Source organism: Pseudomonas koreensis (assembly GCF_024169245.1).
Lineage (GTDB): Bacteria > Pseudomonadota > Gammaproteobacteria > Pseudomonadales > Pseudomonadaceae > Aquipseudomonas > Aquipseudomonas koreensis_F.
The window spans coordinates 4,971,604-4,996,809 of sequence record NZ_JALJWP010000001.1; the positions used below are offsets into that span (position 1 = coordinate 4,971,604).

Below are 25,206 nucleotides of genomic sequence, written 5' to 3' on the forward strand. Positions count from 1 at the left end.
CCGCTCACGAACCGAAGAAAAATCCGCTGGCGAAAAGATGCTCCTTTCGCCAGCGCTGTTTTTTGCTGCCATGATGTATGTCAGAAAATTCGCAGCACATACAGTGTCTGGTGCGCTGAAACCAAACACCCTGCGAGTAGGTCTTTGTTCTCAGACGAATGCCCGGAAAGACACGAACCCCATGACAGACTGGTTGCAAGACAACGGCGAAATGGCCGGGCAGATCCGCCGTCACGACTGGGCGAATTCGCCCCTCGGCCCGTTGGAACACTGGCCCGATGTGCTCAAGACCACCGTCTCGCTCAGCCTCGCCTCGCATTTCCCTCAGGCGATCGTCTGGGGCCCGCAGCTGATCACCCTGTATAACGACGCCTTCGTGCCGATTCTCGGCGACAAGCCGCACGCGCTGGGACGTCCTTTCAGCGACATCTGGAAAGAAGCCTGGCACGAGATCAGCCCGATCGCCGAGGCGGCGTTTGCCGGCCACGCCACCTATATCGAAAACTTTGCCCTGAAGATCGAGCGCGGCAGCGGCCCGGAGCAGGCCTTTTTCACCTTCTGCTACAGCCCGATTCGCGACTCGCTGGGCAATGTGGTGGGGATGCTCGACACGGTGACCGAAACCACCCAGACCGTGTACCTCAACCAACGCCTGGCGGTACTTGATGCCATCGGCGACGCGGTGACCAACGCTACTGATGCGCAAGCAATCCTGGCCGCGAGCACGCGGCTGATGGTCGAGCAATTGCAGCTGTCCAACTGCGCCTACGCCGACATGGATGCGGACGAGGATGGCTTTACCATTCGCGGCGACTATGCGGCGCCGGGCTCGCCAAGCATCGTCGGTCATTACCGCTTGCGCGATTTCGGTGAGAAGGCTGTCCGTCTGCTGCGCGCCGGAGATCCGCTGGTCATCCATGACAACCGCAGCGAATTGCCGCCCGAAGAGTCGGCGACCTTTCAGGCTATCGGCATCACCGCGACCATTTGTGTGCCACTGATCAAGCAGGGCCGCCTGACGGCATTGATGGCTGTGCACGACAAGGTGCCGCGCGTCTGGTCGCGTTTCGAGCAGGCGCTGATGAGCGAAGTCACCGAGCGTTGCTGGGCGCACATCGAGCGAGTGCGTGCCGATGCCAATGTCCGTGAAGGTCTGCTGGCGCTGGCGGAACTCAATGCCACGCTTGAGCAAAGGGTCGAAGAACGCAGCCTGCGGCTGGCCCAGGCCGAATCGGCGCTACGTCAGTCGCAAAAGCTCGAAGCCATCGGCCAATTGACCGGCGGGGTGGCCCATGACTTCAACAACCTGCTGACGATCATTCGCTCGTCAGTGGATTTTCTGCGTCAGCCCGACCTGCCGGAGGAACGCCGCCAACGTTATATGCGTGCGGTTTCCGACACGGTCGAGCGTGCCTCCAAACTGACCAGCCAGTTGCTCGCCTTCGCCCGTCGCCAACCGCTCAATCCGCAAGTGGTGGATGCCGGCGAACGGTTGGCCAATATTGGCGAAATGCTTGAATCGGTCACCGGCGCGCAGATTCATGTCTGTGTCGAACGGCCGGATCATCCCTGCTACATCCGCGTCGATCTCAGTCAGTTTGAAACCGCGTTGATCAACATTGCGCTGAACGCCCGCGATGCCATGAATGGCCAGGGTGAGTTAAAACTGCGCCTGGAGTGCCACAAAGCGCTGCCGGCGATTCGCGGCCATGGCGGTTCCAGCAGCCACTTCGTGTCGATTGCCTTGGCCGATACCGGGGCCGGCATTGATGCACACACCCTGGAACACATCTTCGAACCGTTCTTTACCACCAAGGCGGTCGGCAAAGGCACGGGGTTGGGGCTGTCGCAGGTATTCGGCTTCGCCAAGCAATCGGGCGGCAACGTCGATGTTTCCAGCGTGCTTGGCCAAGGCACCGAGTTCACCTTGTATCTGCCGCAAGTGCCAGCGGACGAGGCTGAAGTGGACGCCGCCGAGGACGATGGCGAGGTACATCCGGCGTGTGAAAAGCGCCGGGTGCTGGTGGTCGAGGACAATCTCGACGTCGGCCGTTTCGCCAATCAGATCCTGCAGGATCTGGGTTATGAAACCGCGTGGGCGACCAACGCCGAAGAAGCCCTGCAATTGGCGGGCAGCGATGCCATGGCGTTCGATGCGGTGTTTTCCGACGTGGTCATGCCGGGCGTTACCGGCGTTGCCTTGGCCAGAGAGCTGCGCCAGCGCCGCCCCGATCTGCCGGTGATTCTGACGTCCGGCTACAGCGAAGAGCTGGCACGCAGCGGCTACGAAGGTTTCGAATTTCTCGCCAAGCCCTACTCCGCCGAACAGGTCTCGCGGATTCTCGGCAAGACCTGGCTCAAGGACGCGACGCCGGCCGGTTCAGTCGTGAGCGACGCCGGCACGCTTGAGTAATTTCTTGCAGCGTTCCGACAGGTGAAACACCTGTAAATGCTTGCCGGCCTTGGCGTAGCGTTCACGCAGGGTTTTCAACGCGGCAATCGCCGAGTAATCGACAAAGCTCAGGTGCCGGCAGTCGAGAGTGACTTTGGCCGGATCGTTGGCCGGATCGAACTGATTGAGAAACGGCGTGGTCGAGGCGAAGAACAGCGTGCCGTGCAGTCGATAGAGTTTGCTGCCATCGGCCTGCAGATGTTCATCGGCGTACAGTTCACGCGCCTGCTGCCAGGCGAAGTTGAGCGCGGCGATGATGATCCCGCAGAGCACCGCCGTGGCCAGGTCGGTGAATACGGTGATGGTGGTCACGGCGATGATCACCAGCACATCGTGCAGCGGCACCTTGGTGATCACCCGCAACGATGCCCAGGCGAAGGTCTGCTGCGACACCACGAACATCACCCCGACCAGCGCGGCCAGCGGAATACGCTCGATCAGCGGTGACAGAAACAGAATGAACAACAGAATCAGCACACCGGCCACCACGCCGGACAAGCGCCCGCGCCCGCCCGAACTGAGGTTGATCACGGTCTGACCGATCATCGCGCAACCGCCCATGCCGCCGAACGCGCCGGACACCATGTTCGCCGCGCCCAGTGCCACGCACTCGCGATCCGGGTAGCCACGAGTCTCGGTGATTTCGTCGGTCAGGTTCAGCGTCAGCAGGGTTTCCAGCAGGCCGACCATCGCCATCAGGATCGCGTACGGGGCGATGATGCGCAGGGTTTCGAAATCCCATGTGATGTCCGGCAAAGCGAATGTCGGCAGACCGCCGGCGATGTGCGCCATGTCGCCGAGGGTGCGGGTCGGCAGGCCGAACAGGTAGACCAGCAGACCAACGCCAAGAATCGCCACCAGTGCCGGCGGCACCGCTTTGGTCAGGCGCGGCAGGATGTACACGATGGCCATGGTCAGCAGCACCAGCCCGGTCATCAGGTACAACGGCGTACCGCTGAGCCAGTGCTCGCCGCTTTTGAAATGCTCCAGTTGCGCCAAGGCAATGATGATCGCCAGGCCATTGACGAAACCGAGCATCACCGGATGCGGCACCATGCGCACCAGTTTGCCCAAGCGCAACAGCCCGAACGCCATCATGATCAGACCGCCGAGCAGCACCGTCGCCAGCAAATACTGCACGCCGTGTTGCACCACCAGCGCGACGATTACCACCGCCATCGAACCCGCCGCGCCGGAAACCATGCCCGGTCGGCCGCCAAACAATGCCGTCAGCGTACAAATGATGAAAGCGCCGTACAGGCCCATCAGTGGATTGAGATGCGCCACCAGCGCGAACGCAATGCATTCGGGCAACAGAGCAAACGAGGTGGTGAGTCCGGCCAGGACATCGGCGCGCAGACGAATCGGTTTCATGGCTTACCTGAGTGAGCGGCCGTCGGGCACGACCGCAGTTTTCGCGAAAAAAGAGGGAGGCGAATGTTACGGAATTGTTCGGCCTCGGGCCAGTGAAACGCTGACATGGGTTGGCTCGGGCCTTATCCTTGCCGACTTGTCCTTTGAATCGAGTTGCAGCATGTCAGCGTTTTTGTCTGCCCGTGACGTGTGTCAGCGGCTGCGCGATGCTGCGCTGGGTGTGTTTGCGTTCGAAATCTGCGAGGTGATTTCCGAATCCGGGCTGATTGCCGTGGATATCGAGGGCTGGCGTTTGCTGCTGGATTTCACCGACGGACACTTGCATCACTGTGAATCCGCTCGCAACTGCGCCGGGGACGAAGCGACGCTGAACACATGGCAGCGTTATGGCACTGACCCGGTGAGTCTGCTCAGCACGTGGGAACTGGCGCAAATCGAGCGTTTGCTGCGTGAGGCGAATCGCGACCGGGCCTAGTGCATCATCTCCAACTGTGGTGTTGTCTGATTTTGAGACCGGCAAATCCCTGTAGGAGTGAGCCCGCTCGCGATAGCGTTAGTCCAGACGATAAAATTCTGACTGACAAACCGCTATCGCGAGCAGGCTCACTCCTACAGGGGGGGTGCGTATGTTTCAGAAGGTGATGTCGGCTGCGGGCTTGACGTCGATTCGCGCTACGGAACTGGTGAGCGCGGCGAAGTCCTTGTTGTGTTGGGCAATGATGTCGTCGGCGCTCATGGTGCCGTTGTCGACTGTCGAATGTGCATCTCTCGCAACAACGATATCGTAGCCCCGCTCATGCGCGCTGCGCACCGTGGCATTGACGCAGTAGTCGGTTTGCAGGCCGCAGATGATCAGCCGCTCGAAATCTTCGCCGGGTAGCAGTTTGCCGAGATCGGTCTGGTAGAAAGAATCCCCGGTGGTTTTGTCTACGCGCAGATCTTTCGTCGAAGTCAGCAGATCTTTGGCCAGTTGCCAGCCGTCAGCACCGCGCACGAATGGACCGTCCTTTTCTTCGTGTTGAATCAGCACTACCGGAACGCCGGCGTCGCGGGCGCGCTGGCTCAGATCATTGATCGTGGCGATCACGCGGTCGATTTCAAAACACTGATATTCACCAGCACACAGCGCCTGCTGGACATCGATGATCAGTAATGCGGTCGTCATGTCGAGCCTTCCTTGATCAGTCCTTGAAAATGGGGCGGACTTGAGCCCGCCCCTTTTTACTCCGCTCAGTAACCCAATGACAAGCCGGTATTGCGCCGTGGGTCGTTGGCGCCATAGAAGCGGTTCTTGCCAACCGGCTTGCCATCCAGAGACGGCGCGCCGACCAGAATCGCGGCGATGTGGTTGGGATCCTGCGGGCCGGCAAACTTGTGGCCCCAGCTTTCAAGGATCTTTCTCGTATCCGGGCTGGCGGCGAAGTCTTCGAGGTTGGTTTCTTCAGGCATCCACTGCTGATGGAAGCGCGGCGCGTCGACCGCTTCCTGCAGGCCCATGCCGTAGTCGATGACGTTGAGCATGGTCAGCAAGGTCGCGGTGATGATCCGGCTGCCGCCAGGTGTACCGACCACCATGACCACTTTGCCGTCCTTGGTGACGATCGTCGGACTCATCGACGACAGCGGCGCCTTGCCCGGCGCGATGGCATTGGCCTCGCCCTGCACCAGGCCGTACATGTTGGGCACGCCGACCTTGGAGGTGAAGTCGTCCATTTCGTCGTTGAGGATCACCCCGGTCTTGCTCGCCATCACGCCCGCGCCGAACCAGTCGTTGAGGGTGTAGGTGACCGAGACGGCGTTGCCCCACTTGTCGACGATCGAATAGTGCGTGGTGTTGCTGCCTTCATGGGGCGCTACACCGGGCTTGAGCTCAGCTGACACGCCGGCCTTTTGCGGCTGGATGGCGTTGCGCAGGTTGGTCGCATAGTTCTTGTCCAGCAGGTGCTCGATCGGATTTTTCACGAAATCCGGATCGCCGAGATAGCTGTTGCGATCGACGTACGCGTGGCGCATCGCTTCAATTTGATAGTGCATGCCCTGGGCCGAATGGAAGCCCAGGTCCTTCATCGGATAGCCTTCAAGGATGTTCATGATCTGGCAGATCACCACCCCGCCAGAGCTTGGCGGTGGCGCCGAGACGACGTGGTAACCGCGATAATCACACTCCACCGGGGCCAGTTCGCGAGTCTTGTACTTGTCCAGATCAGCCTGGGTGATGATGCCCGTGTTGGCCTGGCTGGATGTGACGATGGCATCGGCGACCCAGCCTTTGTAGAAGCCGTCGGCGCCCTTATCGGAAATCGTCCGCAGGGTTTTCGCCAGATCCTTTTGCACCAGTTTCTGCCCGACCTGCATCGGCTCGCCGTTGCTGAGGAAAATCGAGCCGGAATCGCGCATGTCCTTCTTGAACACATCCGTCGCGTATTCGAGCAGTTCGACATCGCCCTGCTGCAACTCGAAACCGTCTTCGGCCAGTTTGATCGCCGGGGCAATCATGTCCTTGCGCTGTTTGGTGCCATATTTGCTCAGAGCCAGCTCCATGCCGGACACCGTACCCGGCACTCCGACCGCCAGGTGGCCGCGCGTGCTCAGTTCCGGAATGACATTACCGTCCTTGTCCAGATACATGTTCGCTGTCGCTGCCAGCGGAGCTTTCTCACGGAAATCGAGAAAGGTCTTGCGCCCGTCCGCCAGTTGAATGGTCATGAACCCGCCGCCGCCAAGGTTGCCCGCAGCCGGGTAGACCACCGCCAGCGCATAGCCCACGGCCACGGCCGCATCTACGGCGTTGCCGCCGTTTTTCAACACATCGACGCCAACGTGGGTCGCCAGATGCTGCGCGGTGACGACCATGCCGTTTTCCGCCGCAACCGGGGCCACCGATGCCGCGTGAGCCATGAGACAGCTGAGCGCCAGGGAAGTCGCGATGAGCGATCTGGCCAAAGGTTCGTACTTCATGAGTCGATCTCTTTTTTGTTTTTGAGGTCTGCGCGAAACGCAGGGCAACGCTTCAGGAGCAACAAGCAGTATGGTCGGCTTTGCGTATTGCGCCTCCCCGTTCAGCCAGTATGCTGATCTGCGTAATCGCCCCGGATCTGGAGACGCCGTCATGTCTTACACCTTCATCCCCCTGCCCTCGCCAGTCGGCGAGTTGAAGCTGGTCGCGAACGGCGGTCGACTCGCAGCCATCCTCTGGGAAAACGACAAACCGAACCGGGTGCGGCTCGGGCCGATGAGCAAAGCACCGGACAATCCGATCCTCATGCAGACCGCGCGGCAACTCGATGAGTATTTCGCCGGCACACGGAATCGCTTCGATCTCGAGCTGGAATTTGTCGGCAGCGAATTCCAGAAAAAAGTCTGGGCCGCCCTCCTTACCATTCCTTTCGGCGAGACGCGCACCTACAGCCAGATCGCCGCGCAGATTGGCCATCCGGCAGCGGTCCGAGCAGTCGGCGCCGCCAACGGGCGCAACCCGATTTCCATTGTTGCGCCGTGTCATCGGGTAATCGGTGCTTCGGGAAAACTCACCGGGTTTGCCGGCGGGCTTGACGCTAAAGAGCGGTTGCTGACGCTTGAGGGCGGCCAGTGGTCAACATTTGGCAAAACAGGCGAACTGTTTTGACTCAGGCACCGAAGAGGTTATTCATCGCTGCGTACTGCAACAGCATGATGGTCTTGGCATCGCAGATCTCGCCGCGCTGAAACGCTGCCAGGGCATCCTCAAATCCCCACTCGAGCACTTCCAGTTCTTCGGTTTCCTCTTCCAGGCCACCACCGTCGCTGACCTTGGAGGCGGCATCGTATTCGGCGATAAAGAAGTGCAGCTTCTCGGTCACCGAGCCGGGGCTCATATAGGCCTCGAAGACCTTCTTCACATCATGCACGCGGTAACCGGTTTCCTCCTCGGCTTCGTCACGGATGCGTTGCTCAGGGGCGGCACCTTCGAGCAACCCCGCCGCCACCTCGATCAACAATCCATCGTGGCCATTGACGAACACCGGCAAGCGAAACTGGCGGGTCAGCACCACCGTACGCTTTTCGCGGTTGAACAGCAGAATCGCCGCGCCGTTGCCGCGGTCGTATACCTCGCGGGTCTGGCGCTGCCATTCACCGTTGTTGCGGTGGTAGTCGAAAGTGATTTTCTTCAGCAGATACCAGTCGTGGGACAACACCTGAGTGTCGATGATATTGACCCGTTCGCCTGTGTTGGACATCGCGTCTGATCCTGTCTTCATGGGGGACTGCCATGGTCGGACAATTGCGCCGACAAAAAAAGCCCGGCAGCGCTACCGGGCTCGTTCAGCCTGGGTTGTTACTGGAAGTCGACGTCGAAGGCCTGATAGAAGGCGTTGCCGGTGTTGGCAACGATCCACATCAGCACGATGACGTGATGTCCCTTTTTGTTGGCCGGCAGCCTCACTTCGTGATCGACCTTGGCCTTCAATTCGCCGGCATGGCTGTAATAGGGCACTTGCGGGTAAAAGTCTTCGAAGAACGGCTGGGTTTCGAGCTGCACACGGCTGATGCGTTGCTGTGGATCCCAGCCGTCTTTGGTGATCAACCAGCGATAACCACGGGTGGTGTGCGGCGCGGTGTAGGCCCAACTGACCTTGAGGAGCTGGCCCGGATCGACATTGAGCAGCGGCCAGCTGAAGGAACGACCAAGCTTCTTGCTCATCTCGTCATCGGTGTAGTTCACGCAATCGCGGGCATCGGTCTTTCCGCCGCTGAGGATGTAGCCATCAGCCGGCGGCGCAACGCTGTCCGAGTCCGTCTCGAAGGGTGATGGAAACGATCCAGCTCCAAGCGCCGGGAAGTTCTTGCCGCCTTCCATTTCATTGACTTGCCAAGCGCCGAGCAAGCCGAGGTCGATGGCCACTGCGCCGCGACTTGCTGGCGAGATGACACGACCGTGTTTCAGTTGGGTTTGTGGAATTGCCTGATTCATGATGTTCACTCCGTTGATTTGAGAACTCTCCTTCCCGAGGAGAGGCCTTCAAGCTAACGGAGGTGGTTTTTTTGTCCATCGGCGCTTTTGTCGCGGTGCGATTGTGCAGGACGTAGAAAACCCGGAAAGACTGGATGGATAACCAGTACCAGTCGACACGTCGCACTCAACGTGTAGCTGAACACCTACACGCCGAGTCGCCTTTGGTCATTCAGACAGTTGCGCCTGATACTCCTTTTCGTACTGCCCGGCGAGTTGGGTTTTCTGAGTATCGTCGAGCAGCTTGCCGGCCATCTGGAAGAACTTGTGCTCTTCTTCCTCGAGGTGGTGATGCACCTTGTCGGAGAGCTTTTTGGCGGTGGCCAGCCACGCCGGACTGGACATCTCGGTCTCGTCGAGTTCTTCCATCATCTCGTCCATTTCGTGGTGCTCGGAGATGGCGTGGCGGCTCAGGTCCACGCCTTCGTCGATTGCCATCAACGGGATGTAGAAGTGCCGCTCTTCGGCGGTTTCATGCGCTTGCAGCTCTGCTTTGAGCTGCTTGTATGCCTCGACCCGCTCAGGGCTGTCGCCGCTGGTCGCGACCAGAGCTTTGGCATAAGTGCGCTGGCGCTCGTGGCTTTCGCGCAAGGCTTCAAAAATATTCAAGGGGCTTTCCTCATCAACCGCGCTCAGGGAAAGACGCGATAAAAGCCTAGACCGCAGCGCTTGTTTGGCGGTTCCGCTCGTTTGATCGAAGGGCTTGGAGGCGCTTGCCCGGACGCGTTAGGCTGGGCATTCAATTACACAAGGAAGTCATGCATGAATTTGCGTATCGAGTTGACAGAAAATCCTACCGAGGAACAGCGCCAGGCCATTCTCCAACCGTTGATTGAATACAACGATGCGAAGACCGGCATATCGAAAACCGAGCCGTTCGCCTTGATGGTAAAAGATGAGTATGGCGCGATACTGGGCGGGTTGTACGGGCGAGTGACTTTGCGCTGGATGTTCATCGATTTGCTGTCAGTACCGGAACAAGGTCGCGGACAGGGGATTGGTTCCCGGTTAATGGCACAGGCAGAAGCATTGGCCGAAGACAGGAACTGCTACGGAATCTGGCTCGACACCTTCGATTTTCAGGCGCCGGAATTTTACAAGAAGCTGGGCTTCAGCCAGTTCGGTGAGATCGTTGACTACCCACCGGGGCACAAGCGGCATTTCTTTCAGAAGCGCCTGATTGACTGATTGCGCCGTCGTCTTCGCGAGCACGCTCGCTCCCACATTGGAATGCATTTCAACTTGTGGGAGCGAGCCTGCTCGCGAAAGCGCCAGCCGCCTCGACACACAATCAGAGACAGGTCGCCATCGCCGCCATGCGCCGCATCGCGACAAAATCATCCTGCTGCGCGTAGTAGTTCAGGGTCGTACCCGACGCTTCGGTGATCACATCGACGAACGACTCCGCCGAACGGGTGTAAACCGTCGTGCCGCCCGACTTGCGCGGCTCCAGATAGGCCGCCGCGTCGACGCCGAACACCGCTTCGTCCTGCCAAGCGAATTGCACGCACCGGGCAACGTCTTTCTCGGGCTTGTCCGAGGTCAGGACCTTGTCCGGGCTCTGGGTACGAGCATCGTTCATCACCGAACCGGCGCACCCGGCCAACAGGGCCGCCGCCAGCGCTACCATCAGCATTCGCATTGCATTCGCTCATTGAGAAAAAAGCGGACTGTAGCACCGCAACGCGGCAAATCGTTCTGCTTAACTGTTTTTATGCGCGACATGCGCGAACAGGTGCGGCACCCTACGGTCATCAGCCACACAAGGAAATTACATGGCGCCTAGCGACCAGCGACATGAACAGGCTCTGAAACTGTTTCTCGATGCGCGACCCGAACTGCGTGAAACACTCGACCATCTCAACCCGCTGCTGGCTCAGGCCAAGGGCGAAACCCAGGCGCAATATCGCGAAGAACGCTTGCATGAGGCGTTTGAAGAAGAGGCGGAAAGACAGGGGTTGTTCGCCTGGGAGCTGACGTTGCAGTTGACCGCTGATTCGCCCGAGGACTATCAGGCGCAACGGCTTGAGGTGCATCGGGAAGTCGCGGAAATGGCAGGGATGGAGTGGATTGAGTATTGCGATCTTTACGGCATCACACCGTAAAACGTGTAGGAGCTGCCGAAGGCTGCGATCTTTTGATCTTGATCTTGAAGAGCAAAATCAAAAGATCGCAGCCTTCGGCAGCTCCTACCAAGGAATCTGCATGAAACCGGGGTTTCGCGGCTGCCGCAATAAAGCTTTATCATGGGCGCAGTTTCGCTGATCGAGTCCATCATGAAGTTCGCCATTGCGCTGTTTTCCGCCGCCCATGCGCCCTCCTCGCGCCGTGCCCTGCTGTTTGCCCAGGCCGCGCTGGCCGGCGACCATGAGATTGTCCGGCTGTTCTTCTATCAGGACGGCGTTTTCAATGCCTGCGATGCAGTGGTGACGCCACAGGATGAACTGGACCTGCCCAAGCAATGGCGCGCCTTCATCAACGAACAGCAACTGGATGGCGTGGTCTGCATCGCCGCCGCCCTGCGCCGTGGTGTATTGAATGAAGAAGAAGCCAGGCGTTACCAGCGTGAAGCGATTTCGCTGAGCGCGCCGTGGGAATTGTCCGGTCTTGGTCAGTTGCACGACGCCGTGCAGGACGCTGACCGTCTCATCTGTTTCGGAGGCGCATGAACATGGCCAAATCGCTGTTGATCATCAGCCGCCAGTCGCCCTGGTCCGGCCCCGGCGCGCGGGAAGCGCTGGACATCGTGCTGGCCGGTGGCGCCTTCGATCTGCCGATCGGCTTGCTGTTTCTCGATGACGGCGTACTGCAACTGGCCGCCGGGCAAAACGCCAAGGCCTTGCAGCAGAAAGACCTCAGCGCCAATCTGCAGGCGCTGCCGATGTTTGGTGTCGAGGAATTGTTCTATTGCGCCGAAAGCGCCCACGCCCGCGGTCTTGGCAAACTGTCGCTGGACGAAGCGCAGCCGCTCGCCGCTGAACACATCACCGCCCTTATTGACCGCTACGACCAGGTGATCACCCTCTGATGTCGACTTTGCATGTGTTGTCTCATTCCCCGTTCGGCGACGATCGCCTGACTAGCTGCTTGCGCCTGCTGGGCAGCGCCGATGCGGTGTTGTTGTCCGGCGATGCGGTGTATGCGCTGCAACCGGACACTGTGCCGTTTTCTGCCCTGCAAGAGCGAAAAATCGACCTGTTCGTATTGGTTGAAGACGCACAAGCCCGTGCGATCGCGATTCCGGACTGGGCCAAGGCCATCGATTACCCGGCCTTCGTCGAACTGTCGATCCATCACGCCAAGGTCAACAGTTGGTTATGAATTCGATGACCGTCGGCGCCCGCGCCATCGAACTGGACAAGGACGGTTTTCTCGTCGACCTCAGTGACTGGTCGGCGGAAGTTGCCAGTGCCCTTGCCGCTGCCGAAGACATCGAGTTGACCCCCGAACACTGGGAAGTCCTCGAACTGCTGCGCAGCTTCTACGCCGAATTTCAACTGTCCCCGGCCACGCGGCCGCTGATCAAGTACACCGCGTTGAAACTCGGCGCGGACAAAGGCAACAGCCTGCACCTGAACCGACTGTTCAAAGGCACCCCTGCCAAACTCGCCGCGAAACTGGCGGGCCTGCCCAAACCGACGAATTGCCTATGACCGACTTTCCAGCATTGACCCTCGAAACGCCCGCCGAACACCCGTTCGCGCAATTCGTACGGATTCTCGGCAAAGGCAAACGCGGCGCCCGCGACCTGACGCGTGAGGAAGCCCGCCAGGCGATGGGCATGGTGCTTGACGATCAGGTGGAAGACACCCAACTCGGCGCCTTCCTGATGTTGCTGCGGCACAAGGAAGAAAGCGCGGAGGAAATGGCCGGTTTCACCGAGGCGCTGCGCGAACGCTTGCAGGCGCCGGCAATGAATGTCGATCTGGACTGGCCGACCTACGCCGGCAAAAAACGCCATCTGCCGTGGTACCTGCTGGCAGCCAAATGTCTCGCACAGAATGGCGTACGCATCTTCATGCACGGCGGCGGCGCGCACACCGCCGGGCGCTTGTACAGCGAACAACTGCTGGGCGAACTGAACATTCCTCTGTGCCGCAACTGGCAGCAGGTCGGCACGGCACTGGACAACGGCGGCCTGGCCTTTATGCCGCTGGTGGACTGGGCGCCGCAGTTGCAAAAGATGATCGATCTGCGCAACACCCTCGGCCTGCGTTCACCGATCCACTCGCTGGCGCGGATTCTCAATCCGCTCGGTGCGCGCTGCGGCCTGCAAAGCATTTTTCACCCGGGCTACCAGGCGGTGCATCGCGATGCCAGCGGCTTGCTTGGCGACACGGCAATCGTGGTCAAGGGCGATGGCGGTGAAATCGAGATCAACCCCGACGCAACCAGCCATCTTTACGGCACCAGCGGCGGTCAGAGCTGGGATGAGGAATGGCCACAGTTGTCAGCGCAACGCCACGTCAAACCCGCCTCGCTGGACATCGGACACTTGAAAGCCGTGTGGCGTGGCGATGTGGTCGACAGTTACCCGCAAATGGCCCTGATTGCGACCATGGCTCTCGCCCTGCGCGGCCTTGGTCAAAATCGTGAACAGGCGTTCATCACCGCCGAGCAATATTGGGCAACACGCAACACATCGATCTAACCGATCATTAGCGCCCGATCTTTGCGCTTTTTGTTCGAACTCATCGGAATAGACTCGACTCCAACGCATATTGGTTTTGGGAGTCTCGATCATGGGTTTACTCGTCGACGGCCACTGGCAGGACAAGTGGTACGAAAGCAGCAAGGACGGCGCGTTCCAGCGCGAACAAGCGCAACGGCGCAACTGGGTGACCGCCGACGGCCAGCCCGGCCCCAGCGGTGAGGGCGGTTTCGCTGCCGAAGCCGGGCGCTATCACCTCTACGTTTCCCTCGCCTGCCCTTGGGCGCATCGCACGCTGATTCTGCGCAAACTCAAAGGGCTGGAAAGTCTGATCGACGTTTCGGTCGTCAGTTGGTTGATGCTGGAGAATGGCTGGACTTTCGACACAGCGCTCGGCTCGACCGGCGATAAACTCGATGGCTTCGATTTCATGCATCAACGCTACACCGCTGACACGCCTGACTACACCGGGCGGGTGACGGTGCCAGTGCTGTGGGACAAGAAACTCAAGCGCATCGTCAGCAACGAATCGGCGGAAATCATCCGCATGTTCAACAGTGCATTCGACGACCTCACCGGAAACGACCTGGACTTCTATCCGGCGCCGCTACGCAATGAAATCGATGCGCTGAACGAGCGGATCTATCCGGCGGTGAACAACGGTGTCTACCGCGCCGGTTTTGCCACGTCGCAGCAGGCTTACGAACAGGCGTTCGATGAAGTATTTGCTGAACTGGACCATCTGGAACAATTGCTCGGTGCCAATCGCTACCTGAGCGGGGAATACCTGACCGAAGCCGATGTGCGCCTGTTTACTACGATGATTCGCTTCGACGCGGTGTATCACGGACACTTCAAGTGCAACCTGCGTCGAATTGCCGATTATCCGAACCTTTCGAACTGGTTGCGTGAGATGTATCAGTGGCCGGGGATTGCCGAAACGGTGGATTTTCAGCACATCAAGCATCATTACTACGGCAGCCACAAAACGATTAACCCGACAGGGGTTGTGCCGAAGGGGCCGGAGCAGGATTTCACTGTGGCCCATGACCGCGCGCGGCTGAGCGGGAAAGGGGTTTGGCGCAGGGGCTAACCACAAAAGCAAAAGATCGCAGCCTTCGGCAGCTCCTAAATGAGAATGCGTTCCCTGTAGGAGCTGCCGAAGGCTGCGATCTTTTTGCTTTGACTCAGATTTGCGCCTGCGCCCCTTCAAACCACGCCAGTTTCTCGCGCAGTTGCACCACTTCGCCAACGATCACCAGGGTCGGCGCATGCACTTCATGCTCCGCCACCAGCCGCGGCAAATCGGCCAGCGTGCCGGTAAATACCCGCTGATTGACCGTGGTGCCCTGCTGAATCAACGCCGCCGGGGTATCCGCCGCGCGACCGTGCCTGATCAACTGCTCGCAAATGATCGGCAAACCCACCAGGCCCATGTAGAACACCAGCGTCTGCGCCGGAGCGACAAGGTCAGCCCATGGCAGATCGGTGGAACCATCCTTCAAGTGGCCAGTGACAAACCGCACGGACTGCGCATGATCGCGATGGGTCAACGGAATACCAGCATAGGCTGCACACCCGCTGGCCGCCGTGATCCCCGGCACCACCTGGAAGGGGATGCCGTGAGCTGCCAGCTCTTCGATCTCTTCGCCACCGCGGCCGAAGATAAAAGGATCGCCGCCCTTCAACCGCACCACGCGCTTGCCGGCCTTGGCCAGATCGACCAGTTGCTGATTGATCTGATCCTGCGGCACGGCGTGTTCGGAACGACGCTTGCCGACATACACCCGCTCGGCATCGCGACGGCACAGCTCTAGAATCGCCGGCGCCACCAAGCGGTCATAGAGCACCACATCGGCTTGCTGCATCAGACGCAGCGCGCGGAAGGTCAACAGATCCGGATCGCCCGGGCCGGCGCCGACCAGATAAACCTCGCCAGTGGTGACCATTGGCTCGCCATCCACTTTTGCCTGCAACAGGCGCTCGGCCTCAGCGCCCTGCCCGGCCAGTTGACGATCGGCGATCGGGCCCTGGAAAACGTCTTCCCAAAAGCCGCGACGCTGCTGCACATCCGGAAACAGGTTTTTCACCTGATGGCGAAAACGCGCAGCCAGCCCGGCCAACTGACCGTAAGTCGAGGGAATCCAGGTTTCGATTTTTGCCCGGATCAGACGCGCCAGCACTGGCGCATCGCCGCCGCTGGACACGGCAATGATCAGAGGCGAACGGTCGACGATCGCCGGGAAGATCACGCTGCACAAGGCCGGCGCATCGACCACGTTGACCGGCACGCAACGCCGATGGGCATCGGTGGAGACTTGCGCATTCAGCGTTTCGTCGTCGGTGGCGGCTATGATCAGCCCGCAACCGTCCAGATCCGTTTCGACGTAACCGCGCAGCAGGCATTCACCGCCGCTGGCAGCGACCAGTTCAGCCAGTTGCGGTTCGATTTCAGGTGCGACCACCCGCAGCAGCGCACCGGCATCGGCCAGCAGGCGGGATTTGCGCAAGGCAATTTCCCCCCCACCGACAACCAACACACGACTGCCGCGCAGGTTGTGAAACAGCGGCAGATATTTCATTTAGCCGATGACCTCAAGGCCACCCATGTACGGCTTGAGCACGTCCGGCACACGGATCGAACCGTCGGCCTGCTGGTAGTTTTCCAGCACCGCCACCAGCGTACGACCGACCGCGAGGCCGGAACCGTTCAAGGTGTGCACCAGCTCAGGCTTGCCGGTTTCCGGGTTGCGGAAACGCGCCTGCATGCGACGGGCCTGGAAGTCGCCGCAGTTCGAGCACGAGGAAATTTCGCGGTACTTGTCCTGGCTCGGAATCCACACTTCAAGGTCGTAGGTCTTGACCGCGCTGAAACCCATGTCGCCAGTACACAGCGCCAGGGTGCGGTAAGGCAGGCCGAGCAGTTGCAGAACCTTTTCGGCGTTGGCGGTCAGGCCTTCCAGCGCTTCCATCGATTGCGACGGTTCGACGATCTGGACCATTTCGACTTTGTCGAACTGGTGCTGGCGAATCATCCCGCGAGTGTCGCGACCCGAGGCACCGGCTTCGCTGCGGAAGCACGGGGTATGGGCGACGAACTTGATCGGCAGCAGTTTCGAATCGACGATTTCGCCGGCAACGATGTTGGTCAGTGACACTTCGGCCGTCGGGATCAGGTACAGATCGGCTTCACCTTCACGGGCGATCTTGAACAAATCTTCTTCGAATTTCGGCAGCTGGCCGGTACCTTGCAGCGCCGGGGCCTGAACCAGGTAAGGCGTGTAAGCCTCTTCGTAGCCATGCTCGTTGACGTGCAGGTTGATCATGAACTGCGCCAGCGCGCGGTGCAGGCGGGCGATCGGACCACGCAACAGCGCAAAGCGCGCGCCGGACAGCTTGGCGGCGGTTTCGAAGTCCAGCCAGCCGAACTTCTCACCGAGAGCTACGTGATCTTTGACTTCGAAATCGAACTGAGTTGGTGTACCCCAACGACGCACTTCGACGTTGTCGTCTTCGTCCTTGCCGACCGGAACCGATTCATGTGGCAGGTTGGGGATGCCGAGCAGGATCGAATCCAGTTCGGTCTGGATCGCGTCCAGTTCGACCTTGCCAGCGCTCAGTTCGCCCGCCATGCGCTCGACATCCGCCATCAGCGGCGCGATGTCTTCACCGCGCTGCTTGGCCTGGCCGATGGATTTGGAACGCGCGTTACGCTCAGCCTGCAGTGCTTCGGTGCGGGTCTGGACGGTCTTGCGCTGTTCTTCCAGCGCTTCGATGCGCGCGGTGTCCAGGGCAAAGCCACGGGAAGCCAGGCGGTCCGCTACGTCCTGAAGGTTGCTACGTAACAGTTTGGAATCGAGCATGTCGGTTTCTCGTTATCAAAGTTTGGTCAGGGACAGGCCGGCCCACGTGGCGAGCAGCCCGCCGAATACGCTGAGTGCCGCGTAGCCCAGGGCCAGCAACACTTGCCCGCTTTCCAGCAGGCGCACCGTATCCAGTGAAAAGGATGAAAAAGTCGTCAGCCCCCCGAGGAAGCCGACCATCAACCCGGCGCGCACCTCGATCGGCACTTCCGGGCGTATCAAAAACAGGCCGTACAACACGCCAATCAGCAGGCAGCCCACGATATTAACGGCCAGCGTCGCGGTATAGAAGTGCCGCGGCCAATTGGCGCTGACCCAATTGCCGGTGGCGAAGCGCAACAATGTGCCAGCGACGCCGCCGACCGACACTGCGATGATCAATGGGACCACTACTTTCTCCGCTGCCGAGGGCTCAGACGATCGAGTTGAGCGAGGTGATTGAGCTTCTCGCCGATCTTCAACTCCAGGCCACGGGGCACTGGCTGATAGAACGGAATCGGCTCGAGTTCTTCCGGGAAATAGTCTTCGCCGGCGGCATAAGCGTCCGGCTCGTCGTGGGCGTAGCGGTACTCGTCGCCGTAACCCAATTGCTTCATCAGCTTGGTCGGAGCATTGCGCAGGTGCAGCGGCACTTCCAGCGAGCCGTTTTCGGCAGCCGCGCGCAGGGCGGTCTTGAAGCCCATGTACACCGCATTACTTTTCGGTGCGCAGGCCAGATACGTGATGGCCTGGGCCACTGCCAACTCGCCCTCGGGACTGCCGAGACGCTCCTGCACCTCCCACGCCGCCAGGCACAGGCTCAGCGCACGCGGGTCGGCATTGCCAATGTCTTCGCTGGCCATGCGCACCACGCGCCGCGCCAGATACAGCGGATCGCAGCCGCCGTCGATCATCCGCGCGAACCAGTACAGCGCGCCGTCAGGATTGGAGCCGCGCACTGATTTGTGCAGGGCCGAGATCTGGTCATAAAACGCTTCGCCACCCTTGTCGAAACGTCGACGGGTGTCGCCGAGCAGGCTTTGCAGCAGCTCGGTGCCGATTTCGCTATTGTCTTCAGCCAGGTCGGAGGCGTTCTCCAGCAGATTGAGCAGACGCCGGCCATCGCCATCAGCGGCGGACAGCAGCATCTGAAAACCCTCATCGCTCAGTGTCAGATTGCGCTTGCCCAGCCCGCGCTCTTCGGTCAAGGCCCGATGCACCAGTTTGCGCAGCGCCGCTTCGTCGAGGCTTTTCAGCACATAGACACGGGCACGCGACAACAAGGCGTTGTTCAGTTCGAACGAAGGGTTTTCGGTGGTGGCGCCGATGAAGATCAGCGTGCCGTCTTCAACGTATGGCAGAAACGCGTCCTGCTGCGACTTGTTGAAGCGGTGCACCTCGTCGACAAACAGGATCGTGCGTTTGCCGTACTGGCCGGCCTGCTGCTTGGCAATTTCAACGGCCTGACGGATTTCCTTGACCCCGGCGAGCACCGCCGAGACCGTTTCGAAGTGCGCATCGGAGACTTCAGCGAGCAACCGCGCCAGGGTAGTCTTGCCCACACCCGGCGGCCCCCAGAAGATCATCGAATGCAGCGCGCCCTGCTCCAGCGCCTCGCGCAGAGGCTTGCCGCGAGCGAGCAGGTGTTCCTGACCGACGTACTCATCCAGATTGGCCGCACGCAGACGCGCGGCCAGGGGTTGGGCTATCGGTGCACTGCGAAACAGATCCATCACTACGTTCGAAACCTCATTGGGCACAACAACCATTGTGGGAGCGAGCTTGCTCGCGAAGGCGGTGTATCAGGCGCCAGACAGATTGCCTGTCCGATCGCATTCGCGAGCAAGCTCGCTCCCACAGGGTTTGAAATTATTCCTGGATGACGTCGGCACCCTTGGGGATGTCGAATTTGAACTTCGACGCCGGTACCGCTTCGTTGGCCTTGACCCCGGTAAACAGGATATTGGTGCGCTGGCCGACACTGTCAATCAGTTGCATGTCATTGAGCAGCCCGTTGCGGAACGACAGGCGCAGATTGTCGAACAGGGTGTCCTTGGTTTTCGGCTTGAGGGTAAAGTCGATCACACCGCCCGCCTCTTTCGCGCTGATATCGAAGCTCTGGCTGATCTTCGAGACATCGCCGGACAACAGCAGCGCCGGGGTCTGGGTCAGACGCTCATCGAGCTTCTTGATGGTTGCCTGTTCCAGGTCCGGGTCCCACAGGGTGACTTTCTTGCCATCGGAGACCATGGTCTGCTCGGCCGGCGCGTTGGTGTGCCAGTAAAACAGGCCCGGACGCTGCAGGGTCATATTGCCGGTGGTCTCCTGCAATTGAGTGCCGCCGCCGTCGAGGGTCAACTGCGAAAAATTCGCCGACAGGGTTTTCGATGTTTCCAGCAATTGGGTCAGACGCGCCACGTCCTTTTCGTCGGCGTGGGCCGTGAGCGTGGTCAGCGCCAGTACTGGCAACAGCATGCGGATAAGGCGCATGAGAGTCCTCTTGAATACTCGTGGGAAAGCGAATGGCGCATCATTGCGCCACTCGAATCGTTGCGTTATCAGTCGCGTACCGGGCCTGGGGCCAGGACTTCACGCGATCCGTTGGTGTTCATTGACGTGACGACGCCCGCCATTTCCATGGCTTCGATCATCCGCGCGGCGCGGTTGTAGCCGATCTTCAGTTTGCGCTGGACTGCGGAAATCGACGCGCGACGGCTTTCGAGGACGAACTGCACGGCTTCGTCATACAGCGCGTCGGCTTCCGGATCATCACCGTCACCACCACCGCTGCTGCCTTCAAAGCCGCTGCCCGCCTCTTCGACACCGTTGAGGATGTCGTCGTTGTATTCCGGCGCGCCGCGCAGTTTCCACGCCTCGACCACACGGTGAACCTCATCGTCGGAAACGAACGCGCCGTGGACGCGGATCGGCAGACTGGTGCCCGGAGGCATGTAAAGCATGTCACCGTGACCCAGCAGTTGCTCGGCGCCACCCTGGTCGATGATGGTCCGCGAGTCGATCTTGCTCGAAACCTGGAACGCCATGCGGGTCGGGATGTTGGCCTTGATCAAACCGGTGATCACGTCCACCGACGGGCGCTGGGTCGCAAGAATCAAGTGAATCCCCGCCGCACGCGCCTTCTGCGCGATCCGCGCGATCAGTTCTTCGACCTTCTTGCCGACGATCATCATCATGTCAGCGAATTCGTCGACCACGACGACGATGGTTGGCAGTTTCTGCAACAGCGGCGCTTCGTCGTGGATGCTTTCACGCTTGTACAGCGGATCGCTCAACGGCTCGCCGGCATCCTGGGCTTCCTTGACCTTGGCGTTGAAGCCGGACAGGTTACGCACGCCCATCTTCGCCATCAGCTTGTAGCGCCGCTCCATCTCGGCAACGCTCCAGCGCAAGGCGTTGGCAGCGTCCTTCATGTCCGTCACCACCGGGCACAGCAGGTGCGGAATGCCTTCGTAGATCGACAGCTCGAGCATTTTCGGGTCGATCATGATCAGCTTGGCGTCGTCCGGGCCGGATTTGAACAGGATCGACAGGATCATCGCGTTCACGCCCACGGACTTACCGGAACCGGTGGTACCGGCCACCAGCAGGTGCGGCATCTTCGCCAGGTCGGTGATGACCGGCTTGCCACCGATATCGTGACCGAGCGCCAGGGTGACCGGCGATTTGAAATTGTCGTACTCGGGCGTCGACAGCACTTCGGAGAAGCGCACGATCTGACGGTCTTCGTTGGGAATTTCGATACCGACAGTGGTTTTGCCCGGAATCACCTCGACCACCCGCACGCTGGTCACCGCCAGCGAGCGTGCCAGGTCTTTCGCCAGGTTGGCGATGCGGCTGACTTTCACGCCGGCAGCCGGCTGGATTTCGTAACGGGTAATCACCGGGCCGGGATGGATCGAATCGACGGTGACTTCGACGCCGAATTCCTTGAGCTTGATCTCCAGCAAGTGACCGACTGCAGCCAAGGACTCAGGCGAATAGTTGAGTTGTTTCTTTTCCGCAGGATCAAGAATCGAAATCGGCGGCAAGGTACCTTCCACCGCGCTGTCGACGAACAACGGCGCCTGTTTCTCTTTCTGCACGCGCTTGCTCGGCTCCGGCGCCTTGGCCGGTGCCGGGGCGATGACCGGCGGCACCTGCTTCTCGCGGTCGGACATGTGCTTGCTCAGTGCCTGCTCGCGTTCGATCAGACGTTCCTTGACCTTGGCCTGTTCGCGCTTGTCGGTGACAGTCGGTGCGACCACATCGTGGACGCGGTCATCAACCTCACGCAGTTGCGCGACCAGTTGCTTGCGTTCGGTGCGCGCCGACCACCAGCGGTTGAGCGCACCCTGGAAGAGTTCGAACAGATCGAGGGTGATCTTGCCGGTGACGTCCATCACCTTGAACCACGACAGGTCAGTGAATACGGTCAGGCCGAACAGGAACAAGGCGATGAACAGCAGCGTGCTGCCCTGAATGTTCAGCGCATTTTTCGCCAGATCGCCAAGGCTTTCGCCCAACGCCCCGCCAGCGCCGGCCGGCAAACCGGTCGCGGCATGAAAGTGAATGTGCGCCAGCGCAGCACCGGAAAGCACCAGAAACACCAGACCGATCAGGCGCCAGGAGAACAGCCAGCCGCTCCACTGCCACGGTTCGTGACGTTGACGGAAAATCTGATACGCCTTGACCGCCAGCAACAGCGGGAAGATATAGGCGAAGTAACCGAGCACCATGAACAGGATATCGGCGCTGTACGAGCCCGCAGGCCCGCCGAAATTCTGCACATCGTCGATCTTGCTGTTATGGCTCCAGCCCGGATCGTCCTTGCCGTAAGTCAGCAAAGCCATCATCAGGAACAGGCACAAGGCGCCAATGGCGATCAATGCACCTTCCTTGAGCCGGTAGTGCAGCTGTTGGCGCCAGAGCGGAACGACTGTTTTGGGTGCTTCGGTGGTCTTCTTCAAAACGCTTCTTTTCCTGCGCCCGAGGCGCGTCCATCTATTGAATGACGATAAAAAACTGCCAGTCCAGGCAGGTAACAAAGGTGAAAAGCCCAATTGAGACTACTTTTAACACTGTGCCACTGGTTTTATAAACACGGCCATAAACACTGTGCACAGCGCAAAGCCGTCACAACCCGGCATTGTACGGGTTTGCGCGCCCGACGCCATGCTTGAGACCCTTGCCTTGAGCATAGCCAAACGTACACGCGCTGCGTTGCAATTGGAGCACGCATTGTCTTTTGTGACAAAGGCTTATGAGCTGTATTTGATGAACGTAGCGAAGCCAGCGATTTCTATTGAGTCAAAACGATTTGCGAGCATCGCCATGGTGACGCTTACGACCACGGCCGACACATCAAGTTGCAGCCCGATGGTTACCGCACCGGACATCTGTGCAGGACATTGGCGCCGTTTCGCGGCAAACTCTTTCGCGGGGCTGCGCGCCCCTGACCGCCCTCCCCTTCTGCAAGCCTGGATGCCATGCTGACTTGGTTACAACGTAACTCCCTGACCTTCCCTTCACTGGACAAGGCCACGCGTGAACCGAACGGGTTGCTCGCCGCCGGTGGCGACCTGTCTGCCGATCGATTGATCCAGGCCTATCGCCATGGCTGCTTCCCATGGTTTTCCGAGGGTCAGCCAATTCTCTGGTGGTCGCCCGATCCCCGCACCGTGCTTTTTCCCGATGAACTGCATGTCTCGCGCAGTCTCGCCAAACTGCTGCGCAAGGAACGCTATCAAGTAACCTTCGACGAGGATTTCGACGCCGTCATCCGCGCCTGCGCCGCGCCCCGGGATTACGCTGACGGCACCTGGATCACGGAGGCCATGCAGAATGCTTACATGGAGCTGCATCGTCGCGGTTTCGCTCATTCGGTTGAGGTCTGGGGCGATGGACAACTGGTCGGCGGCCTGTATGGCCTGGCGATGGGCCAACTGTTTTTTGGCGAGTCGATGTTCAGCCGCGCCGACAACGCTTCGAAGTACGGCTTCGCGACCTTGGTGCAGCATTTGAAAGCCGCCGGCTTTGTCCTGATCGACTGCCAGATGCCGACCGATCATCTTCAGAGCCTCGGTGCACGATCGATCGCGCGTAGCGAATTCGCCGATTATCTGGCTCGGCATCTCGACCAACCGAACACAGCGACCTGGGTTTGCTGAGCGACTTTTGCGCAGGTGGCTTACACTTAATCCACCAGCTTATCCCGAGGGTTGATTCATGACCGAGTTGGCGCGATTGAAGTTCTATGCCACTCAGCCCCACTCTTGCAGTTATCTGCCCGAGGAGCAGGCCACGACGCTGTTTCTCGACCCGAGTCAGCCCATGGATGTGCACGTCTACGCAGATCTGTCGGAAATGGGCTTTCGTCGCAGCGGCGATCACCTGTACCGGCCGCATTGCCAGAATTGCAATGCGTGCGTGCCTGCGCGTATTCCTTCCGCCCAGTTCATTGCCAATCGCCAGCAGAAGCGTATCTACAAACGCAACGCCGATTTGCAAGTGCAGCCAGTCAAACCGCAGTTCAGTGAAGAATACTTCGATCTGTACCAGCGCTACATCGAACAGCGCCATGCCGACGGCGACATGTACCCGCCGAGCCGTGATCAGTTCTCGACGTTCCTGGTGCGTGACTTGCCCTTCTCGCGCTTTTATGAGTTTCGACTCGACGGACGGTTGCTCGCGGTGGCGGTGACCGATCTTCTGCCTAACGGTTTGTCGGCGGTGTACACCTTCTACGAACCGAACGAAGAACGCCGCAGCCTGGGGCGTTACGCGATCCTCTGGCAAATCGCCGAGAGCCAGCGCTTGGGCCTTGAGGCGGTGTACCTGGGTTACTGGATCAAGAACTGCAAAAAGATGAACTACAAGACGCAATATCGGCCCATCGAATTGCTGATCAACCAGCGCTGGGTCGTCCTGAACTAAACCCGCGGCCTAAACCCCTTGGCGTAAACCCCATTTTTCGGGCACAATGCACGCCGCTTTTGCCTGGCGCAGTTGCACCGGGCCATTCATTGGATACCGAGGGCTTTACTGCATGTCGAAAGAAGACAGCTTCGAAATGGAAGGCACTGTCGTCGACACCCTGCCCAACACCATGTTTCGTGTGGAGTTGGAAAATGGGCACGTCGTAACCGCGCATATTTCCGGCAAGATGCGCAAGAACTACATTCGTATTCTTACCGGTGACAAAGTGCGCGTCGAGCTGACGCCCTATGATTTGAGCAAAGGGCGGATCACTTACCGCGCTCGTTAATCAAGTCAATACAGAACGCCCGGGTTATGCCGGGCGTTTTTGTTTGTCTGGGGTTTGGGGTTTTGTGGGTTTTGTGGGTTTTGGGGGCATATCCGTTGCTGCGGGTGCTGCCGCTGGCGGTTTCGCTTTTACAGCGAGTCACCTTTTCCAAACGCCGAAAAGGTAACCCAAAAGGCTTTGCCCCGGCGTTCGGCCCGCTCGCTAGGGCTCGGGGTACCTTCGTTACGGGATCGATCCGGGCGCAGCGCCTCCGGTTTGCTTCGCTGCACCTCCTCTCGCTGTGTACGACTGCGTCGTACGGTCGCTGCGCTCCCACGCCCGGATCGATCCCGTAACGAAGCCTGCCGAAGGGGCAAAAGGTCAAAAGCCGAAGCAAAGCAAAAGCCAGATCAAGAGCCAGATCAAGAGCCAGATCAAGAGCCAGATCAAAAGATCGCAGCCTTCGGCAGCTCCTACAGTTGGATCGTGGGTCTCTGATGGAAACTGGTTGACCAGCAGGGCGCCATCGCGAGCAGGCTCACTCCTGCAATTGGATCGAGTACAACCTCAAGAAACACGTCGGCTGTCAGGCCGCCTTCGCGAGCAGGCTCGCTCCCACAAAAGCAAAAAAAGCAGCGCAGCTGCCCGCGGCGA

The 25,206-nt window shown here is 59.7% G+C and carries 27 protein-coding genes; 14 read left to right on the top strand and 13 right to left on the bottom strand.

The window, feature by feature from the left end; translation table 11 throughout:
• Nucleotides 1-181 precede the first annotated feature (181 nt).
• Nucleotides 182-2,413 (top strand): response regulator, encoded by a 2,232-nt coding sequence (locus tag J2Y90_RS21975; RefSeq protein ID WP_253503207.1) that lies wholly within the window; start codon nt 182-184, stop codon nt 2,411-2,413.
• Here J2Y90_RS21975 and J2Y90_RS21980 read toward each other — a convergent pair.
• Entirely contained in the window at nt 2,381-3,826 is a 1,446-nt protein-coding gene (locus J2Y90_RS21980) for a SulP family inorganic anion transporter (RefSeq protein WP_253503209.1), read from the bottom strand. The two genes, J2Y90_RS21975 and J2Y90_RS21980, sit on opposite strands and share 33 nt — an antisense overlap.
• A 160-nt stretch (nt 3,827-3,986) precedes the next feature.
• Between J2Y90_RS21980 and J2Y90_RS21985 the strand changes: the two genes are divergently transcribed.
• The gene (locus tag J2Y90_RS21985) at nt 3,987-4,301 is read left to right on the top strand and encodes a DUF7693 family protein (RefSeq protein WP_253503213.1); all 315 of its coding nucleotides are present in this window, start codon (nt 3,987-3,989) and stop codon (nt 4,299-4,301) included.
• 156 nt (nt 4,302-4,457) lie between these two features.
• Here the strand turns inward: J2Y90_RS21985 and J2Y90_RS21990 are convergent, their stop codons facing one another.
• Both J2Y90_RS21990 and ggt read right to left on the bottom strand, forming a co-directional pair.
• On the bottom strand, nt 4,458-4,991 hold the full coding sequence (locus tag J2Y90_RS21990; RefSeq protein ID WP_253503216.1) for a cysteine hydrolase family protein: 534 nt from the start codon (nt 4,989-4,991) through the stop codon (nt 4,458-4,460).
• Nucleotides 4,992-5,056: 65 nt separating this feature from the next.
• Nucleotides 5,057-6,784 (bottom strand): gamma-glutamyltransferase, encoded by a 1,728-nt coding sequence (gene ggt, locus J2Y90_RS21995; protein ID WP_253503219.1) that lies wholly within the window; start codon nt 6,782-6,784, stop codon nt 5,057-5,059.
• A gap of 151 nt (nt 6,785-6,935) precedes the next feature.
• On the opposite strand from ggt, the gene J2Y90_RS22000 reads away from it, so the two are divergent.
• On the top strand, nt 6,936-7,451 hold the full coding sequence (locus tag J2Y90_RS22000) for a methylated-DNA--[protein]-cysteine S-methyltransferase (protein ID WP_253503222.1): 516 nt from the start codon (nt 6,936-6,938) through the stop codon (nt 7,449-7,451).
• Between the two features lies 1 nt (nt 7,452).
• On the opposite strand, the gene J2Y90_RS22005 is transcribed toward J2Y90_RS22000, so the two are convergent.
• The 3 genes from J2Y90_RS22005 to J2Y90_RS22015 form a co-directional block, all read right to left on the bottom strand.
• Entirely contained in the window at nt 7,453-8,043 is a 591-nt protein-coding gene (locus J2Y90_RS22005) for an NUDIX domain-containing protein (protein WP_253503226.1), read from the bottom strand.
• Between the two features lie 98 nt (nt 8,044-8,141).
• The gene (locus tag J2Y90_RS22010; protein ID WP_253503229.1) at nt 8,142-8,777 is read right to left on the bottom strand and encodes a lytic polysaccharide monooxygenase auxiliary activity family 9 protein; all 636 of its coding nucleotides are present in this window, start codon (nt 8,775-8,777) and stop codon (nt 8,142-8,144) included.
• Between the two features lie 207 nt (nt 8,778-8,984).
• A complete protein-coding gene (locus J2Y90_RS22015) occupies nt 8,985-9,425 on the bottom strand; it encodes a hemerythrin domain-containing protein (RefSeq protein ID WP_253503233.1) in 441 nt (146 codons plus the stop codon).
• A 153-nt stretch (nt 9,426-9,578) separates the two neighbouring features.
• On the opposite strand from J2Y90_RS22015, the gene J2Y90_RS22020 reads away from it, so the two are divergent.
• Entirely contained in the window at nt 9,579-10,004 is a 426-nt protein-coding gene (locus J2Y90_RS22020; protein ID WP_253503237.1) for a GNAT family N-acetyltransferase, read from the top strand.
• Nucleotides 10,005-10,107: 103 nt separating this feature from the next.
• Here J2Y90_RS22020 and J2Y90_RS22025 read toward each other — a convergent pair whose 3' ends face one another.
• Nucleotides 10,108-10,458, bottom strand: coding sequence for a hypothetical protein (locus J2Y90_RS22025; RefSeq protein ID WP_253503241.1), 351 nt, complete (start codon nt 10,456-10,458; stop codon nt 10,108-10,110).
• Nucleotides 10,459-10,591: 133 nt separating this feature from the next.
• Between J2Y90_RS22025 and J2Y90_RS22030 the strand changes: the two genes are divergently transcribed.
• The 7 genes from J2Y90_RS22030 to J2Y90_RS22060 all read left to right on the top strand — a co-directional run bounded on the left by J2Y90_RS22030 (nt 10,592) and on the right by J2Y90_RS22060 (nt 14,560).
• Nucleotides 10,592-10,921: a DUF6388 family protein gene (locus tag J2Y90_RS22030; protein ID WP_253503244.1), complete on the top strand. Its 330-nt coding sequence runs from the start codon at nt 10,592-10,594 to the stop codon at nt 10,919-10,921.
• 171 nt (nt 10,922-11,092) lie between these two features.
• The gene (gene tusD, locus J2Y90_RS22035) at nt 11,093-11,485 is read left to right on the top strand and encodes a sulfurtransferase complex subunit TusD (protein ID WP_253503248.1); all 393 of its coding nucleotides are present in this window, start codon (nt 11,093-11,095) and stop codon (nt 11,483-11,485) included.
• Between the two features lie 2 nt (nt 11,486-11,487).
• A complete protein-coding gene (tusC, locus tag J2Y90_RS22040; protein WP_253505295.1) occupies nt 11,488-11,844 on the top strand; it encodes a sulfurtransferase complex subunit TusC in 357 nt (118 codons plus the stop codon).
• The gene (gene tusB / locus J2Y90_RS22045) at nt 11,844-12,137 is read left to right on the top strand and encodes a sulfurtransferase complex subunit TusB (RefSeq protein ID WP_253503251.1); all 294 of its coding nucleotides are present in this window, start codon (nt 11,844-11,846) and stop codon (nt 12,135-12,137) included. Before tusC ends, tusB begins: the two co-directional genes overlap by 1 nt.
• A complete protein-coding gene (locus J2Y90_RS22050; protein ID WP_016770652.1) occupies nt 12,134-12,469 on the top strand; it encodes a TusE/DsrC/DsvC family sulfur relay protein in 336 nt (111 codons plus the stop codon). The genes tusB and J2Y90_RS22050 overlap by 4 nt, the downstream gene beginning before the upstream one ends.
• Entirely contained in the window at nt 12,466-13,467 is a 1,002-nt protein-coding gene (locus J2Y90_RS22055) for a glycosyl transferase family protein (protein ID WP_253503254.1), read from the top strand. The genes J2Y90_RS22050 and J2Y90_RS22055 overlap by 4 nt, the downstream gene beginning before the upstream one ends.
• Nucleotides 13,468-13,558: 91 nt before the next feature.
• Nucleotides 13,559-14,560 carry a glutathione S-transferase family protein gene (locus tag J2Y90_RS22060; RefSeq protein ID WP_253503258.1) on the top strand — a complete coding sequence of 334 codons (1,002 nt, stop codon included), beginning with the start codon at nt 13,559-13,561 and terminating at the stop codon, nt 14,558-14,560.
• A gap of 94 nt (nt 14,561-14,654) precedes the next feature.
• Here the strand turns inward: J2Y90_RS22060 and cysG are convergent, their stop codons facing one another.
• From cysG to ftsK, 6 genes are all read right to left on the bottom strand, one after another.
• Entirely contained in the window at nt 14,655-16,049 is a 1,395-nt protein-coding gene (gene cysG / locus J2Y90_RS22065; protein ID WP_253503261.1) for a siroheme synthase CysG, read from the bottom strand.
• Nucleotides 16,050-17,330 (bottom strand): serine--tRNA ligase, encoded by a 1,281-nt coding sequence (gene serS, locus J2Y90_RS22070; protein ID WP_125927824.1) that lies wholly within the window; start codon nt 17,328-17,330, stop codon nt 16,050-16,052. It abuts the gene before it with no gap.
• A 15-nt stretch (nt 17,331-17,345) separates the two neighbouring features.
• Nucleotides 17,346-17,720, bottom strand: a complete 375-nt coding sequence (gene crcB, locus J2Y90_RS22075; protein WP_253503264.1) for a fluoride efflux transporter CrcB — start codon at nt 17,718-17,720, stop codon at nt 17,346-17,348.
• Nucleotides 17,720-19,042 carry a replication-associated recombination protein A gene (locus tag J2Y90_RS22080; RefSeq protein ID WP_253503268.1) on the bottom strand — a complete coding sequence of 441 codons (1,323 nt, stop codon included), beginning with the start codon at nt 19,040-19,042 and terminating at the stop codon, nt 17,720-17,722. The genes crcB and J2Y90_RS22080 overlap by 1 nt, the downstream gene beginning before the upstream one ends.
• A gap of 136 nt (nt 19,043-19,178) precedes the next feature.
• Nucleotides 19,179-19,799 carry an outer membrane lipoprotein chaperone LolA gene (lolA, locus tag J2Y90_RS22085; RefSeq protein ID WP_042609224.1) on the bottom strand — a complete coding sequence of 207 codons (621 nt, stop codon included), beginning with the start codon at nt 19,797-19,799 and terminating at the stop codon, nt 19,179-19,181.
• Nucleotides 19,800-19,867: 68 nt separating this feature from the next.
• Nucleotides 19,868-22,276 (bottom strand): DNA translocase FtsK, encoded by a 2,409-nt coding sequence (ftsK, locus tag J2Y90_RS22090; protein ID WP_041477069.1) that lies wholly within the window; start codon nt 22,274-22,276, stop codon nt 19,868-19,870.
• Between the two features lie 519 nt (nt 22,277-22,795).
• Between ftsK and aat the strand changes: the two genes are divergently transcribed.
• The 3 genes from aat (at nt 22,796) to infA (ending at nt 24,573) form a co-directional block, all read left to right on the top strand.
• On the top strand, nt 22,796-23,476 hold the full coding sequence (aat, locus tag J2Y90_RS22095; RefSeq protein WP_253503273.1) for a leucyl/phenylalanyl-tRNA--protein transferase: 681 nt from the start codon (nt 22,796-22,798) through the stop codon (nt 23,474-23,476).
• A gap of 58 nt (nt 23,477-23,534) precedes the next feature.
• Complete coding sequence (locus tag J2Y90_RS22100) at nt 23,535-24,242, top strand: arginyltransferase (protein ID WP_042609221.1); 708 nt, start codon at nt 23,535-23,537, stop codon at nt 24,240-24,242.
• A 112-nt stretch (nt 24,243-24,354) separates the two neighbouring features.
• Nucleotides 24,355-24,573, top strand: coding sequence for a translation initiation factor IF-1 (gene infA / locus J2Y90_RS22105; protein ID WP_002553999.1), 219 nt, complete (start codon nt 24,355-24,357; stop codon nt 24,571-24,573).
• The last annotated feature ends 633 nt before the right edge of the window (nt 24,574-25,206 follow it).